At 67.0% G+C, this 15,821-nt stretch carries 15 protein-coding genes; 11 read left to right on the forward strand and 4 right to left on the reverse strand.

The features are described from left to right. Positions 1-689, forward strand: a 689-nt coding sequence (gene trmB / locus EEB15_RS11335) for a tRNA (guanosine(46)-N7)-methyltransferase TrmB (protein WP_233259459.1), incomplete at its 5' end; no start/stop codon positions are given. Here trmB and EEB15_RS11340 read toward each other — a convergent pair. Both EEB15_RS11340 and EEB15_RS11345 read right to left on the reverse strand, forming a co-directional pair. Continuing rightward, entirely contained in the window at positions 676-1,776 is a 1,101-nt protein-coding gene (locus EEB15_RS11340) for a transglutaminase-like domain-containing protein (protein WP_141509968.1), read from the reverse strand. The genes trmB and EEB15_RS11340 overlap by 14 nt on opposite strands. A 40-nt stretch (positions 1,777-1,816) precedes the next feature. After that, positions 1,817-2,410: a TlpA family protein disulfide reductase gene (locus EEB15_RS11345; RefSeq protein ID WP_370283521.1), complete on the reverse strand. Its 594-nt coding sequence runs from the start codon at positions 2,408-2,410 to the stop codon at positions 1,817-1,819. A gap of 26 nt (positions 2,411-2,436) precedes the next feature. Between EEB15_RS11345 and EEB15_RS11350 the strand changes: the two genes are divergently transcribed. Continuing rightward, complete coding sequence (locus EEB15_RS11350; RefSeq protein ID WP_141509970.1) at positions 2,437-3,585, forward strand: ABC transporter substrate-binding protein; 1,149 nt, start codon at positions 2,437-2,439, stop codon at positions 3,583-3,585. A gap of 63 nt (positions 3,586-3,648) precedes the next feature. On the opposite strand, the gene alaS is transcribed toward EEB15_RS11350, so the two are convergent. Then, entirely contained in the window at positions 3,649-6,303 is a 2,655-nt protein-coding gene (gene alaS / locus EEB15_RS11355; protein WP_141509971.1) for an alanine--tRNA ligase, read from the reverse strand. 265 nt (positions 6,304-6,568) lie between these two features. On the opposite strand from alaS, the gene EEB15_RS11360 reads away from it, so the two are divergent. Then, entirely contained in the window at positions 6,569-6,796 is a 228-nt protein-coding gene (locus EEB15_RS11360; protein ID WP_141509972.1) for a DUF1059 domain-containing protein, read from the forward strand. 1 nt (position 6,797) lies between these two features. Here the strand turns inward: EEB15_RS11360 and EEB15_RS11365 are convergent, their stop codons facing one another. After that, positions 6,798-8,210 carry a PLP-dependent aminotransferase family protein gene (locus tag EEB15_RS11365; RefSeq protein WP_141509973.1) on the reverse strand — a complete coding sequence of 471 codons (1,413 nt, stop codon included), beginning with the start codon at positions 8,208-8,210 and terminating at the stop codon, positions 6,798-6,800. A 158-nt stretch (positions 8,211-8,368) separates the two neighbouring features. On the opposite strand from EEB15_RS11365, the gene gabT reads away from it, so the two are divergent. The 8 genes from gabT to EEB15_RS11405 are packed head-to-tail and all read left to right on the forward strand — an operon-like array spanning position 8,369 to position 15,802. After that, positions 8,369-9,664, forward strand: a complete 1,296-nt coding sequence (gabT, locus tag EEB15_RS11370; RefSeq protein ID WP_141509974.1) for a 4-aminobutyrate--2-oxoglutarate transaminase — start codon at positions 8,369-8,371, stop codon at positions 9,662-9,664. Between the two features lie 8 nt (positions 9,665-9,672). After that, positions 9,673-10,836: an ABC transporter ATP-binding protein gene (locus tag EEB15_RS11375; RefSeq protein WP_141509975.1), complete on the forward strand. Its 1,164-nt coding sequence runs from the start codon at positions 9,673-9,675 to the stop codon at positions 10,834-10,836. Between the two features lie 25 nt (positions 10,837-10,861). Beyond that, on the forward strand, positions 10,862-11,893 hold the full coding sequence (locus tag EEB15_RS11380; protein ID WP_141509976.1) for an ABC transporter substrate-binding protein: 1,032 nt from the start codon (positions 10,862-10,864) through the stop codon (positions 11,891-11,893). A gap of 18 nt (positions 11,894-11,911) precedes the next feature. Further along, positions 11,912-12,292: a nuclear transport factor 2 family protein gene (locus EEB15_RS11385; RefSeq protein WP_141509977.1), complete on the forward strand. Its 381-nt coding sequence runs from the start codon at positions 11,912-11,914 to the stop codon at positions 12,290-12,292. After that, positions 12,289-12,570 (forward strand): cupin domain-containing protein, encoded by a 282-nt coding sequence (locus tag EEB15_RS11390; RefSeq protein ID WP_141509978.1) that lies wholly within the window; start codon positions 12,289-12,291, stop codon positions 12,568-12,570. The genes EEB15_RS11385 and EEB15_RS11390 overlap by 4 nt, the downstream gene beginning before the upstream one ends. A gap of 43 nt (positions 12,571-12,613) precedes the next feature. Then, a complete protein-coding gene (locus tag EEB15_RS11395) occupies positions 12,614-13,867 on the forward strand; it encodes an ABC transporter permease (RefSeq protein ID WP_141509979.1) in 1,254 nt (417 codons plus the stop codon). Positions 13,868-13,872: 5 nt separating this feature from the next. Further along, positions 13,873-14,703, forward strand: coding sequence for an ABC transporter permease (locus EEB15_RS11400; RefSeq protein ID WP_141509980.1), 831 nt, complete (start codon positions 13,873-13,875; stop codon positions 14,701-14,703). Between the two features lie 22 nt (positions 14,704-14,725). Continuing rightward, on the forward strand, positions 14,726-15,802 hold the full coding sequence (locus EEB15_RS11405; RefSeq protein ID WP_141509981.1) for an ABC transporter substrate-binding protein: 1,077 nt from the start codon (positions 14,726-14,728) through the stop codon (positions 15,800-15,802). Positions 15,803-15,821 lie beyond the last annotated feature (19 nt).

The raw sequence follows: 15,821 nt of genomic DNA on the forward strand, positions 1-15,821 counted from the left end.
CCACGGCCCCCGAAGGCGTGGCCCATCCCCGCACCATCCGCAGCTTCGTGCGGCGCGCGGGCCGAACGACGACCGGCCAGGCCAAGGCGTTCACCGAACTCGGCCCGCAGTTCCTGCTGCCCTACCAGCCGCAGCCACTGGACTTCGCGCAGGCTTTCGGTCGGCAGGCGCCCACCATCCTGGAGATCGGCTTCGGCATGGGCGAGGCCACAGCGCACATCGCGGGCGTGATGCCGGAGGTGAACTTCCTCTGCTGCGAAGTGCATGAGCCCGGCGTGGGCGCACTGCTCAAGCGCATCGGCGAGAACGGCCTGACCAACATCCGCATCGTCGCGCACGACGCGGTGGAAGTGCTGGAGCACATGCTGCCCGAAGGCAGCCTGGCGGGCGTCCACGTGTTCTTCCCCGACCCGTGGCACAAGCTGCGGCACAACAAGCGCCGGCTGATCCAGCCGCCGCTGGTCGCGCGTCTCGCCTCGCGGCTGCAGACGGGCGGCTACATCCATTGCGCCACCGATTGGGAGCCGTACGCGCAGCAGATGCTGGAAGTGCTGTCAGCGGAAACCAGCTTGGCGAATACCGCCGAGGCGTATGCCGAACGGCCGCACTACCGGCCGCTGACCAAGTTCGAAAACCGTGGCCTCAAGCTGGGCCACGGTGTCTGGGACCTGGTGTTCAGGAAGAAGTGACTTCGCGGGCCGTGATCTGGTATTTGAAGTCGTCCGGCGCGTAGGAGTCGAAGCGGCCCTCGGCGTTCTCGCCGGCGGGGTACATGAAGAACCCGAGCTTCGGTCCCTTGGAATGCGGCAGCGCCACATCGTGCGCGGTGTTCCACGCCACCCAGTTGCCCTCCCAGCCGCCGAACAGCGCGCGGTTCACCGGCGCCACCACCGGGTGCTGCGTGGTCTTGAGCCACTCGGACGTTTCCAGCCGCATCACCTTGGCCACGTCGGCCGGGTCCATCGCCACCCAGCCATGGGCCTGCAGGAAGACTTCGGCGCGGCAGTGCTGCGCGCCCTTCAGGCTGGCCGGGTTGCCGCTCAGTTCCTTGTAGCCGAACGCGGACGGCGCCAGGCGCAGGCCGTAGACGTCGCGCGCCGGGATGCCGACCGAACGGCACAGGCCCACGAACAGCGCGTTGAGGTCCGCGCACTTGCCACCCAGGTTGCCGGTCTCGAGCATGGTCTTGATGTCGCCTTCACCGCAGCCGCGCACCTTGGGTTCGCGATACGTGTTGGCAACCACCCAGTCGTACAGGCGCCGAGCCTTCTCTTCGTCGCTCTTCGCCCCGCGGGTGGCCGCCAGCGCCGTGGTGCGGACGATGCCGTCGGTGGGCAACAGCTTCGTCGGGCGGGTCCAGTATTTCAAGGAGTCGGCGTCTTCGCTTGCCTGGCTGCGCTGCGTCCAGTCGGCGACGCGGCTGCGCGTCTGCACCCGGCTGGTGAGTTCCACCACCGGCCTGGCTTCCGTGCCCGCGAACTCCACGAAGAGCATGCGGGCGCCATCATGCGTATCACTGGCCAGCTGCGCGCGGCCGTTGCTGGTGTAGCCGCTTTCCAGGGAGCGCTGCCACTCGCTGTTGACCGAAGGGATGGGCAGCCACAAGCGCGTGGCGCCGCGCGGCTCCAGCACTTCGACGCGCGTCGTCACCTCGAACGTGCGCCACGCGCCCGGCCGGGGCTCGAAACTGCGTTGCTGGGCCTGGCCGGAGAGCGGCCAGGCCAGGGCCGTGGCGGCCGCGGCGGAGGTCTGGAGGAAATGGCGTCGTGAGGTCATCGGAATGGGCGCAAGGGGCGAAAAGCTTTCGATTATCGCGCTAGGACCAAAGACCCTCGACCAGTCGGCCGGCCTCCTGGCCGGTCCAGTCCATTTCTCCGGTGACGCGCCAGCGCGGCCGGCCGTCGGCGCCCACTAGCACCGTGGTGGGGAATATCTTGACCTCCCAGCGACGGGCGATATCGCCTGCCGGGTCGAGCAGCACCGGCAGCTTCAGCCCCGTCCGGGCTGCGAATCGCCCTGCAGGCCCCGGCGCTTCCTTGAAGTTCACGGCCAGCACCACCAGCCGGTCGTCCCCGTAGAAGTCGGCCAGTTGCTGCAGCGTGGGCATCTCGGCCCGGCAGGGTTCGCACCAGCTCGCCCAGAAATTGAGCACGACAGCACGGCCTTTCAACGCCGGCAGGCTCCATGCCCGTCCATTCAGGTCGGGCGCTTCCAGAGGGGGCGCCGGCTTTTTGGCGGACCAGGCCTGCACTTGACCGGCGAACGCCGGAAGGGCATGCGAAGCGCACCAGACCGCCGCGAGGCGTAAGTATGTCCTGCGCCCATGCCCAACTTGCATACCTTTCGCTTCATGTCGCTCCATCCCCCAATTGTGGGGGTGCGCCGCGTGGGGTATCGTCAGGCACAGCATTTGCAACGTTGCGGAGAGGAGCAGTCATGAACACCCAACGAAGAACAATCCTGGGCTCGGCCATCGCGTTCGGCCTGGCCGGATCGGGCCTGGCGGGTAATGCCTGGGGCCAGGCCAAGCCCGGCGTGCGCAAGTTCGTCCTGGGCCAGTCCGTGCCGCTGACGGGCGCGGCCAGCGAGATCGGCCTGGCCTTCGCCGCCGGCGCCAAGCTCTACGTCGACGCCTTCAACGCGCGCAAGAACAGCCCCGGCTACAGCCTCGAGTTGCGGCAACTCGATGACGGCTATACCCCGGCCAAGGCCGCGGCCAACGCTACCAAGCTGCTGGCGGACGGCGCCGATGTGCTGTTCGGCTTCGTGGGCACGGCCAGCAGCGACGCGGGCGCGGGCGTGGCGGAGAAAGACGGCGCGTTGTTCTTCGCGCCCTTCGCCGCCTCCGACACGCTGCGCGATGCCAAGCACACCAACGTCTTCCACGTGCGCCCCAGCATGGCGGATGAGGCCTTCAAGATGGTGCGCCATTGCGCGACGCTGGGCCAGACCCGCATCGCCGTGCTGGCCGAAGACGACGCGATGGGCCGTGCCGGGCTGGCTGCGGTGACGCAGGCGCTCGCCGAGCAGAAGCTGGCGCCGCTCGTGGGTTCGGCCTTCGTGCCGGTCAACAGCGACAAGGTCGATGCCGCCGTCGCCGCGCTCTCCAAGGGCAACCCCCAAGCCATCATCCAGGTCTCGCTGTTCAATTCCACCGCCGCCTTCATCCGCAAGATGCGCAAGACCGGTTATGCCGGGTCGTTCCTCAACTTTTCAGTGGTCGGGATCGACCCGTTGTTCACCGCACTGGGCAAGGAGATCGGTGGCGTGGTGGTGTCGCAGGTGGTGCCCTCCCCGCGCAGCTCGGCCACGCCCATCGTCAAGGAATACCTGGCCGCCATCGACAATTCTGACCAGACGCCTTCCTATGAGAGCCTGGAGGGCTTCATCGCTGCCAAGACCCTGGCAGAGGCCATTCGCCGTGCCGGCAAAGGCACCGACAAGGCCGGCCTGCAAAAAGCCATGACGTCGATGACCGACTACGACGTCGGCGGTTTCCGCATCAACCTGCGTGCCGGCATCCGCGACTCCGTCCGCGCGATCGACCTGGTGACGATCACGCCGGACGGGAAGATCGTTCGGTAGACAAGGAGAAAACGCGGTAGGACTTCGTCCTACTCGCGTCCTTGGGCGCCGTCCTTGGGCGCGCTAAGCGCGTTCCGCCACCCAGCCCTGCACAGATTGCAGCGCGCCAGCCAGCTTGCTCGGATCGGTGCCGCCGGCCATGGCCATGTCGGGCTTGCCGCCGCCCTTGCCGCCCACCTGCTGGGCGACGAAGTTCACCAGGTCGCCGGCCTTGACCTTGCCCATGCTGTCGGCGGTGACGCCGGCTGCGATCTGCACCTTGCCGCCTTCGACCGCCGCCAGCACGATGGCCGCCGTCTTGAGCTTGTCCTTGAGCTTGTCCATGGTGTCGCGCAAGGTCTTGGCGTCGGCGCCGTCGAGGCGCGCTGCCAGCACCTTGATACCCTTGACATCCACGGCCTGCGACATGAGCTCATCGCCCTGCGACGAAGCCAGCTTGCCCTTGAGCGCGGCGACTTCCTTCTCCAGCGCGCGCACCTGGTCCAGCACCTGCGTCAGGCGGCCTTGCACTTCGGCAGGCGGCGCCTTGAGCGTGCCGGCGACGCCATTCACGGTGGACTCCAGCTGCTGCAGATACGCAAGCGCGTTGGCCCCCGTCACCGCCTCGATACGGCGGATGCCGGCGGCCACGCCGCCTTCGCTCACGACCTTGAAAAGCCCGATGTCACCCGTGCGCTGCACATGCGTGCCGCCGCACAGCTCGCGCGAAGAGCCGATGTCCAGCACCCGCACGCTGTCGCCGTACTTCTCGCCGAACAGCATCATGGCGCCGGTCGCCTTGGCCGCCTCGATCTCCATCACGCGCGCCAAGGTCTGCTGGTTGGCCAGGATTTCCGCGTTCACGCGTTTTTCGATCTCGCGGATCTCGGCGTCGCTCACGGCGTGGTTGTGCGTGAAGTCGAAGCGCGTCTTGTCGGCGTCGACCAGCGAGCCCTTCTGCTGCACGTGGTCGCCCAGCACTTCGCGCAATGCCTTGTGCATCAGGTGGGTGACGCTGTGGTTGCGCATGGTGGCGTGGCGCACGTCCATGTTGACCTTGGCGGTGACGGCGTCGCCGACCTTGAGCGAGCCCGAGGCCAGCGTGCCGTGGTGACCGAACACGTCGCCCTTGATCTTCTGCGTGTCGTCGACAACAAATCTTGCTCCCTCGCCCCTCTGGGGAGAGGGCTGGGGTGAGGGGCTCTCGACCACGCCCTGGTCGCCGACCTGGCCGCCCGACTCGGCGTAGAACGGCGTGGTGTCCAGCACCACGATGCCGGCCTGCCCGGCCTTCAGTTCATTCACCGCCACGCCTTCGGCGTATAGGGCCACGACCTTGGCCGGCTCTTCCAGCTTCTCGTAGCCGGTGAAGATGTTGCTGATGCCCGCGTATTCCAGCGCGCGATCCATCTTGAACTTGCCGGCCGCGCGGCCCGCGGCCTTCTGCTTTTCCATCGCGGCGTTGAACCCCGCTTCGTCCACCGTCACGCCGCGCTCGCGGCAGACGTCGGCCGACAGGTCCAGCGGGAAGCCGTAGGTGTCGTGCAGCTTGAAGGCGACGTCGCCCGGCAGCACGGTCTTGCCGCCGGCCAATGCGGCGTCGAGGATTTCCATCCCGTTTTCCAGCGTCTCGAAGAAGCGCTCTTCCTCGGCCTTCAGCGTGTCGACGATCTTCTTCTCGCTCGCCTTGAGGCTGGGATACGCATCGCCCATCAGGCGCACCAGGTCGGGCACCAGCTTATGGAAGAACGGCGTCTTCTTGCCCAGCTTGTAGCCGTGGCGGATGCCGCGGCGGATGATGCGGCGCTGCACGTAGCCGCGGCCTTCGTTGCTCGGGATCACGCCGTCGCTCACCAGGAACGAGGTGGCTCGCACGTGGTCGGCAATCACGCGCAGCGACGGGTTCAACAGGTCCTTCTCGCCGGTCTCGCGTGCGGCGGCCTTGATCAGCGCGTCGAAAATGTCGATCTCGTAGTTGCTGTGCACGTGCTGCAGGATGGCGGCGAGACGCTCCAGGCCCATGCCGGTGTCCACGCACGGTGCGGGCAGGTTCTTCACGCTGCCGTCGGGCTGCATGTCGAACTGCATGAACACGTGGTTCCAGATCTCGATGTAGCGGTCGCCGTCCTGCTCGGGCGAGCCGGGCGGGCCGCCGGCGATGTGCGGGCCATGGTCATAGAAGATTTCCGAGCACGGGCCGCACGGGCCGGTGTCGGCCATCATCCAGAAGTTGTCTGAGGCGTACTTCGCGCCCTTGTTGTCGCCGATGCGCACCACGCGCTCGGGCGGCAGGCCGATCTCTTTCGTCCAGATGTCGTAGGCCTCGTCGTCGTCGATGTAGACCGTGGCCCAGAGCTTGTCGGCCGGCAGCTTGTAGACCTGCGTCAGCAGCTCCCAGCCCCACTTCAGCGAATCGCGCTTGAAGTAGTCGCCGAAGCTCCAGTTGCCCAGCATCTCGAAAAAGGTGTGGTGCCGCGCCGTGTAGCCCACGTTCTCCAGGTCGTTGTGCTTGCCGCCGGCGCGCAGGCAGGCCTGCACCGAGGCCGCACGCACGTAGGGGCGCTTGTCGGTGCCCAGGAACACGTCCTTGAACTGAACCATCCCGGAGTTGGTGAACATCAGCGTCGGGTCGTTACCTGGCACCAGCGGGCTGGAGGCCACCACCGTGTGGCCCTTGGAGGCGAAGAAGTCCAGGAAGGTCTTGCGGATGTCGGCGACGGTGAATTTGGGGGTGCTCATCTTGTGCTTTGTGGAACGCGCGCGACCCGAATGGCGCGGCGCACGTAAATGCCTGATTCAGCTGAACCTTCGATTATAAGTTTGGGGCCATACCCTGCCCTGCGCTGGTTCGGCGGCCCCAGCCGCAGCCGCCAGCTGATCGCTGCAACATCCGGCTGCGATTGTTGAAATATCCGCCCTCATTGCCTACAAATGAATGGGAATGGGCAGCGTCCGCGCCGCCCATCCTCACGCACATCCCCGCGCGGACTCACAAGGAGCTGTCATGGCACGCCAATACATTGATTGCCGCGAATTCCCGAGCGAAACGAACTGCAGCGTCGCTATCGCCGCCGACAACGAGCGCGAGCTGGTGAATGCCGCTGTCCAGCACGCGGTGGCGGTACACGGCCACACCGACACACCCGAGTTCCGCAGCCAGATCGCCTCTGCCATCAAGCAGGGGACGCCGCCCGTGGAAGCCCCCGTTCAGCAGGCGGCGGCCGCCGGCTGAATCAGCACGTGCCAGGCCCAGCGCGATTGAGCGATTCACCCTGCAGGAACGAGAACACCGCCCCGTCCGTGCAGTACGCGACGTTGAAGCGCAGCCAGGGCCCGGGCGCCAGGTCGGTTGAGAACAGGTGGCCCGGCCCCATCATGATGTCGTGCTCAGCCGCCTTGTACGAAAGCTCCGCGGCGCTGGGCACGGCCGGGTGTTTGGCCCACAGGAACATCCCGGCCTTGGGCTCGCAAAACAGCTCGAAACCCAGCTCCAGCAGCCCGTGTGCGGTCGATTGATGCGCCTGCGCCAGCCGCTCCCGCACGCTCTTGATGTGTTTGCGCCAGCGGCCGTCGATCAGCGCGCCATAGGCGAGGCGCTCGGTGAACTCGGATGAAGTGAGGCCCGACAGCATCTTCATCTGCGCCAGGTCTTCCAGCAGGTCGGCCTGGGCCGCCATGTAGCCCACGCGGATGTTGGGTGAGATGGTCTTCGAAAAGCTGCTGATGTAGACCACCCGCTGCAGCTGGTCCAGGCTGGCCAGCGAGGGCCGCGGCTCCGGGTCCAGGTCCACATAGATGTCGTTCTCGACGATCACGAAGTCGTATTTCTCGGCCAACTGCAGCACGCGATGCAGGTGCGACAGTTGCGCGGTGGATGCCGTGGGGCTTTGCAGCCGGGGATGCGTGAAGAACACCTTGGGCCGGTGCTCCTTGATGCGCGCTTCGAGCACGTCCAGGTCCCAGCCCTGCGGCGTGCGCGGCGCGCCGATCAGCCGCGCGCGCAGGAAGCGCAGCGACGACAGCAGGTTCGCGTAGCCCGGCTCGTCCACCAGAACGGCATCGCCCGCGCGCACCAGGCGCCGTGCCGCCAGGTCCAGCGCCTGGCTGGAGCCCTGCGTCAGCAGGACTTGCTCGGCGGTGGTGACGACCTCCTGCTCCGCCAGCAGGTCGCGCACCAGCTGGCGCAGTGGCGGGTAGCCCTTGGGCTCGCCGTAACCGCCCAGGTCGATCTCTTCGGCGGCCAGGGTGCGCAGGCTCTTTTTCAAGCCCTCCGCGAAGAGCCACTCGTTGGGCAGCCAGCCGCAGCCCGGCTTGCTGCGCAGCGCGCGGTTCTCGAAGATGCGCCGCATGTACCACATCGAATCGAAGGTGTAGTTACCGCGCGTGCTGGTCTGCGCCAGCGCGCCGGTGGCGCGGCTGCGCACGAAGAAACCGGAATGCGGACGCGAGGCGAAGAAACCGAGCGCGACCAGGCGGTCATACGCGTCGACCACCGTGTACACGCTGACTTCGTGCGAATGCGCGAACTGCCGGATCGAAGGCAGCTTGGTTCCCGCACGCAACTGCCCCTCTTCGATCATCCGGCGGAAGCCGTCGACGATCTGCGACACCAGCGGTGTCGGCAATTGGCTGTCGAGGGCAAACATCGGTGCGGGCTCTTAAGGGTTTGTGTGTACTGGTTGCATCGCCTGCACAGTGCATCGGCTGTAGCGGCCCATCTGTATATGTTAGCCGCGCACCTTCGTTCCTACAGTGCTGGCAACCCGGACAGGAAAGGCCTGACCGGAAAAGCAAGAGGAATGCCATGCAACGAGAGATTCATCTGACCAACGCCGCCCTGCTGGCGCGCCGCCAGGCCGCCGTGCCGCGCGGCGTCGGCCACGCCCATGCGATCTTCGCCGCCCGGGCGGAGAACGCCGAGGTGTTCGACGTCGAGGGTCGCCGCTACATCGACTTCGCCGGCGGCATCGCCGTGGTCAACACCGGCCACCGCCACCCGGCCGTGATCGCGGCCGTGAAGGACCAGCTGGACCGCTACACGCACACGGCCTTCCAGGTCCTGCCCTACGAGCCCTATGTGGAACTGGCCGAGAAGCTGAACGCGATGGCGCCCGGCGACTTTGCGAAGAAGACCGTGTTCCTCACCACCGGTGCCGAAGCGATCGAGAACGCGATCAAGATCGCGCGCGCCTACACGGGCCGGCCGGGCGTGATCGCCTTCGGCGGCGGCTACCACGGCCGCACGCTGCTGACGCTGGGCCTGACGGGCAAGGTGGCGCCGTACAAGACCGGCTTCGGCCCCTTCCCCGCCGACATCTTCCACGCCGTGTTTCCGGATGCCGCGCGCGGCGTCAGCGTGAACGACGCGATGGCGTCGATCGCCGCGATCTTCCGCAACGACATCGAGGCCGAGCGCGTCGCCGCCATCATCCTGGAACCGGTGCAAGGCGAAGGCGGCTTCAACGTCGCGCCGCCCGAGCTGATGCGCAAGCTGCGTGAGCTGTGCGACACGCACGGCATCCTGCTCATCGCCGACGAAATCCAGAGCGGCGCAGGCCGCACCGGCACCTGGTTCGCGATGGAGCAAATGGGTGTAGCGGCGGACCTCACGACCATCGCCAAGTCCATGGCCGGCGGCTTTCCCATCTCCGCGGTGATCGGCCGCGCCGAGGTGATGGATGCGCCCGGCCCAGGCGGGTTGGGCGGCACGTACGCGGGCAGCCCGGTGGGTTGCGCGGCGGGACTCGCGGTGCTGGAAGTGTTCGAGAAAGAAAACCTGCTGCAGCGCGCGCGCCAGATCGGTGAACGCCTGGGGTCCGGCCTGGCGACGCTGGCCCAGCGCCACACCTGCATCGCCACGGTGCGCGGGCTGGGTGCGATGGTGGCCTTCGAGTTGTCGCACGGCGGTGACCTGCACAAGCCCGACGCGGACCTGGCCAAGCGCGTGGCTGCGGAGGCGGCCCGGCGCGGCCTCATCCTGCTGACCTGCGGCACCTGGGGCAACGTGATCCGCATCCTGGTGCCGCTCACGGCCAGCGACGCGCTGGTGGACGAGGGCCTGGGCATCCTCGCCGAATCGCTCAACGCCTGCACCGCCTGAGGCCCGCCATGCAGGAAGCAACCCTGGCTTCGGCCGAATCGGCTCCGCGAGAGACGGCGCCGCGCGAACACGCCTCGCGCAGCCCCTCTTTGAAACTCCTTCAGCCGCCGCTGGTGAGCTTCAGCGACGTCAACAAGACCTACGACGGCGAGACGCTGGTCGTGCGCGACCTCAACCTCGACATCCGGCGCGGCGAATTCCTCACGCTGCTCGGCCCCTCGGGCTCGGGCAAGACGACGACGCTGATGATGCTGGCCGGCTTCGAAACGCCCACTACCGGCGAGATCAGCCTGGCCGGCACGCCCATCACCCGCACGCCGCCGCACAAGCGCAACTTCGGCATGGTGTTCCAGAACTACGCGCTCTTCCCGCACATGACGGTGGAAGAGAACGTGGCCTACCCCTTGAGCGTGCGCGGCATGAAGCGCGCGGACCAGCGGATCAAGGTCGCCACCGCGCTGGACATGGTGCAGTTGGGCGCACTCGGCTCGCGTTACCCATCCCAGCTCTCCGGCGGCCAGCAGCAGCGCGTGGCCCTGGCGCGCGCGCTGGTGTTCGAACCGCAGCTGGTGCTGATGGACGAGCCGCTAGGCGCGCTCGACAAGCAGTTGCGCGAGCACATGCAGATCGAGCTGAAGGAGCTGCACCGGCGCCTGGGCGTGAGCTTCGTCTACGTGACGCATGACCAATCCGAAGCGCTGACCATGTCGGACCGCGTCGCCGTGTTCAACGACGGCACGGTGCAGCAGGTCGACCGCGTCGACCGCCTGTACGAAACGCCGGCCAACCGCTTCGTCGCGGGCTTCGTCGGGGATACGACGGTGCTGGACGGCGTGGTGTACGGCAGTTCGGGCTCGTCCTGCGTGGTGAGTCTGGCCAACGGCGCTCGCGTGACCGGCGTCAACGTCAACGGCGCGCGCTCCGGCGACCACGTGCGCTGCTGCATCCGGCCCGAGCGGCTGGAGCTGACGGGCGTGCTGAACCAGGCCAACACCTTCGAGGCCACGGTCGCCGACGTCATTTACTTCGGCGACCACCTGAGGCTGCGCTGCGCGGTGCCGGGCCAACCTGATGCCACCGTGAAGCTGCCGCTGGGCAGCCATGAAGTCCCCTCGCGCGGCGACGCCATCTTCATCTATGCGGCCGAAGAGCACCTTCGCGTCTATCTGTAGTCCCCTTTCAACCCCGGAGAAAACCATGAACTTCAAACCCCTCGCCCTCGCCGCCTTCGCGGCCATCGTGCTGCCCGCAGCCGCGCAGACGCAGCTCACGGTCGTGAACTTCGGCGGCGCCAACGGCGCGGCGCAGAAGAAGGCCTTCGTCGAGCCTTTCGAGAAGTCCGGCGCGGCCAAGATCGTCAGCGTCGAATACAACGGCGAGCAGGCCAAGATCAAGGCGATGGTCGAGTCGCGCAAGGTGGTGTGGGACGTGGTCGAAGTCGAAAGCCCGGACATCGCCCGCGGCTGCGACGAAGGCCTGTTCGAGAAGCTGGACTGGTCCAAGGTCGGCGCCAAGGCCGACTTCCAGCCGGCCGCCGTGCACGAGTGCGGCATCGGCGTGTTCGTGTGGTCCACGGTGCTGGCCTACAACGCCGACAAGCTCAAGGATGCGCCCAACGGATGGGCCGACTTCTGGGACGTGAAGCGCTTCCCGGGCAAGCGCGGCATGCGCAAGGGTGCGCACTACAACCTGGAATTCGCACTGATGGCCGATGGCGTGAAGACCGCCGACGTGTACAAGGTGCTGGCGACGAAAGAAGGCGCTGACCGGGCTTTCCGCAAACTGACCGAGCTGCGCCCACACATCCAGTGGTGGGAAGCCGGCGCGCAGCCGCCGCAGTTCCTGGTGGCCGGCGACGTGGTGATGACCACCGCGTACAACGGCCGCATCGATGCCGCGCAGCGCGAAGGCCGTAACCTGAAGATCAGCTGGGGCGGCGGCATCTATGACCTCGACTACTGGGTCATCCCGAAGGGCACGCCGAACAAGGACCTGGCGACCCGCTTCATCGCGCTGGCTTCCTCGCCCGACGCGCAGGCCGAGTATGCGCGCCACATCTCCTACGGGCCCGTCAACAACAAGGCCCTGGCCAAGCTCTCGCCCACGGTGTTGTCGCAGCTTCCGACATCCACGGCCAACGCGAAGGACGCCGTGCAGCTGGACATCAAGTTCTGGGCCGACCAAGGCGAAGCCCTCGAAAAGCGCTTCGCCTCCTGGGCCGCTCAATAAGCACAAGGCCGCCAACCGATGCGCACCGACACCACCGCCACCGTTGAATCGGCGATCCAGCGCTACTTCGATCTGATGTACGACTGCGAAGTCGGCAGATTCGACGAGGTCTTTCATCCGACCGCGCAACTCCACGGCGTCATGGCGGGCGCACTGACCGTGTGGCCGGCCGCGGCCTACCGTGAAATCCTGGCCCAGCGCCGCTCCCCCAAGGAGCTCCAGGCGCGCCGCCAGGAGGAGGTTCTCCTGCTGGATACCGTCGGCGAAGACCAGGCGCTGGCAAAGGTGCGCGTCCGCATCAACGAGAAGCTGTTCGTCGATCACCTCTGCTTCTTGCGGGTGGAAGGCTGCTGGCGCATCACTTCAAAGACGTTTCATCTGGAGCAGGAGGCGGCATGAGCACGACGGCCGATTCGATCTCTCACTTCGAAAGTGCGCGGGTGATCGTCACGGAATGGCGCCTTCCCCCGGGCGCCGAGACCGGGCATCACGTCCATTCCCGCGACTATGTCGTTGTGCCTTTGACGGACGGCACCTTGCGCATGCACGACGGGCAAGGTGCCACCGACGTGCCGCTTTGCGCCGGTGCGGCCTGCGCCCGGCCGGCCGGCGTCGCCCACAACGTCACCAACCCCACGCACAGCGAGTTCCGGTTCGTGGAAATCGAACTCAAGTGACCGCACGGCGTTCTACCGACCACCCATTGCCCATGTCCTCCAGATGACCACCGCAACAATCAACCAGCCCGCGATGGCGCCATCCGCCCTGGCCGCTGCCCTGGCGGCACGAAGCCGGGCGCTCCAGCTCAAGGCTGCCGCCCTGACACTGCCGCTGCTCCTGTTCCTTCTCTTCACTCTGCTCGTTCCCATCGGCGCACTGCTGGTGCGCGCGGTGCAGAACCCCGAGGTGGTCAATGCGTTGCCGCGCACAGCCCAGGTGTTGGATAGCTGGGACGGCCGTGCCCTGCCGCAGCCTGCGGCTTTCGCCGCGTTGGCCACCGACCTCGGCTCACTGGCCGACAGCGCGGACGCCGGCGCCGTGTCGCGCCGTCTGAACCGCGACGCACCGGGTGCGCGCTCGCTGGTCATGGCGACGTTCCGCGCGCTGCCGCTGGGAACGGATCTTTCGCCCGATGAGGTGCAGCGCAAGATGCTGGCCCTGGACCCGCGCTGGGGCGAGCTGCCGTACTGGCACGCCATCGCCAACAACAGCTCGCGCTGGACGCCTAACTACCTGCTGGCCGCGGTCGACCTGCGGCGCGGAGCCAACGGCGCGGTGGAGGCCATGCCACCCGATGAACGGGTCTTCGGCCGCATCCTGGCGCGCACCTTCGGCATCAGCGCCGTGGTGACGCTGATCTGCCTGTTGCTCGCCTATCCGCTGGCCTGGTGGCTGTCCACCCTGTCCGCGCGCCGCGCCAATGTGTTGATGATCCTGGTGCTGGTGCCGTTCTGGACATCGATCCTGGTGCGCGTCGCGGCCTGGGTCGTGCTGCTGCAGCGTGAAGGCCTGGTCAACAAGGCGTTGCTGTCGCTGAACCTCGTGGGCGAGCCGCTCGCGCTCCTGTTCAACCGCACAGGTGTCGTCATCGCCATGGTCCACATCCTGCTGCCTTTCATGATCCTGCCGCTGTACAGCGTGATGAAGTCGGTACCGCCCACCTACCTGCGCGCCGCGGTGTCCTTGGGCAGCTCGCCCATCGCGGCGTTCTTCCGCATCTACGTGCCGCAGACGCTGCCCGGCGTCGGCGCGGGCGGGCTGCTGGTGTTCATCCTGTCCATCGGCTACTACGTCACGCCGGCCTTGCTGGGTGGGGCCGGCGACCAGATGCTGAGCTACTACATCGCGCAGTACACCAACGTCGACGTGAACTGGGGCATGGCCTGCGCGCTGGGTGCGCTTCTGCTCGCCGCAACGCTGGTGCTGTACGCGGTGTACCGCCGCATGGCCAAGACCGAACTGAGCCTGGGTTGAACCGCATGAACTTCCTCTCGACCATCAAACCCGCCTTCCCCGCCTACGCCACCGCCTGGGACAAGCTGGGCTGGTGGGCGGTGCGCGCGCTGTGCGTGTTCGTGCTGATCTACCTGCTGGTACCCATCCTTGCGATCATTCCGCTGTCGTTCTCCAGCAGTTCCTTCCTGGCCTACCCCATGCCCGGCTGGTCGCTGCAGTGGTACCACAACCTGTTCACGTCGGCCGAGTGGATGCGCGCGGCGAAGAACAGCTTCATCGTCGCACCCGCCGCGACGCTAATCGCGACCGTGCTGGGAACGGCCGCCGCCGTGGGCCTGGCGCGCGGCAACTTTCCCGGCAAGGGCCTGGTGATGGCGCTGTTGATCGCGCCCATGGTGGTGCCGGTGGTGGTGGTCGCCGTAGCCTGCTACCTCTTCTTCGCACGCCTGGGCCTCGCCGACAGCTACACCGGCCTGATCGTCGTGCACGCCGCTCTCGGTGCGCCTTTCGTCGTCACCACCGTGCTGGCGACGCTGCAAGGCTTCAACCACAACCTGGTCCGCGCCTCGCTCAGCCTGGGCGCGGGGCCGCTGCGAACCTTCTTCAAGGTCACACTGCCGGTGATCGCACCCGGTGTCATCTCGGGCGCGCTGTTCGCGTTCGCCACTTCGTTCGACGAGGTGGTGGTGACGCTGTTCATCGCCGGACCCGAGCAGTCCACGTTGCCGCGCCAGATGTTCACCGGGATCCGCGAGAACATCAACCCGACCATCGCCGCCGCGGCCACGCTGCTGATCCTGTTCACCACGGCCTTGATGCTGGTGCTGGAATGGCTGCGCGGGCGGCGCCGTTGACCCCAACAAGCAGGAGACAAGCATGAAGTTGAATCACGTGTTCGTCGTCGCGGCCGCCGCCGCCGCACTGTCGGCCGCGGCCCAGCAGCCGCTCACCGTCGCCAACTTCGGGGGCGCCAACGGCAAGGCGCAGGAAGTGGCGTTCCTGGCGCCTTTCACCCGCTCCACCGGCATCCCCGCGCGCGGCGTCGAATACACGGGCGACATGGCGGCGCTGCGCGCCATGGTGAAGGAGCGCAAGATCGAATGGGATGTGGTCGAGGTGGAGTCGGCCGACCTCAAGCCCGGCTGCGATGCGGGGCTGTTCGAGCGCGTCGAGCGCTCCAGCTTGTCGCAGGCCGGCATGCTGCTGCCGGGGACCGTCCAGGAATGCGGCGTCGGCGCCTTCGTCTGGTCGACCGTCATGGCCTATGACACCACCCGCTTCAAGGAGCCGCCGCGCAACTGGAAAGACTTCTGGGACGTGCAGCGCTTCCCGGGCAAGCGAGGCCTGCGCAAGGGCGCGCGCTACAACCTGGAGATCGCGCTGATGGCCGATGGCGTGCCCCGCTACGAGGTCTACGCCGCGCTCGCCACCGAAGCCGGCATCAAGCGCGCGCTGACCAAGCTCGAAGCGCTCAAGCCGCACATCGTGTGGTGGGAGTCCGGCTCGCAGCCGCCAAAACGCCTTGCCGCAGGCGAAACCAGCATGTCCACTGCATTCAACGGCCGCATCGCGGCGGCCAACCGCGATGGCGTCGTGCCGCTGGGCATCGCGTGGAGCGACGCAATCTATGAACTGGACTATTGGGCCATCGTCAAGGGCTCGCCGCGGCGCGAACAGGCCAGGGCGTTCATCAACTTCGCGACGTCCGAGGAAGCGCAACTGGCCTTCTCCCGCGAAATCCCCTACGGCCCCACGCACATGAACGCAATCATGCGCTACGACACCGGACGTGCCCGGCCGGCCGTGGGCGCGCACGTGGCCGACCTGTCCATGGCCAGCAGCGACCTGCCCTCAGCGCCGGGCAACATGCGGCGCGCACTGGCCTTCAATGCCGGCTTCTGGACGACGCACGGCACCGCGCTGGAAAGCCGCTTCGCCCAACGGATGAATTGACCGCGACCTGGCGTCGCTT

This window comes from Ramlibacter sp. WS9, from assembly GCF_003797765.1.
GTDB lineage: Bacteria > Pseudomonadota > Gammaproteobacteria > Burkholderiales > Burkholderiaceae_C > Ramlibacter.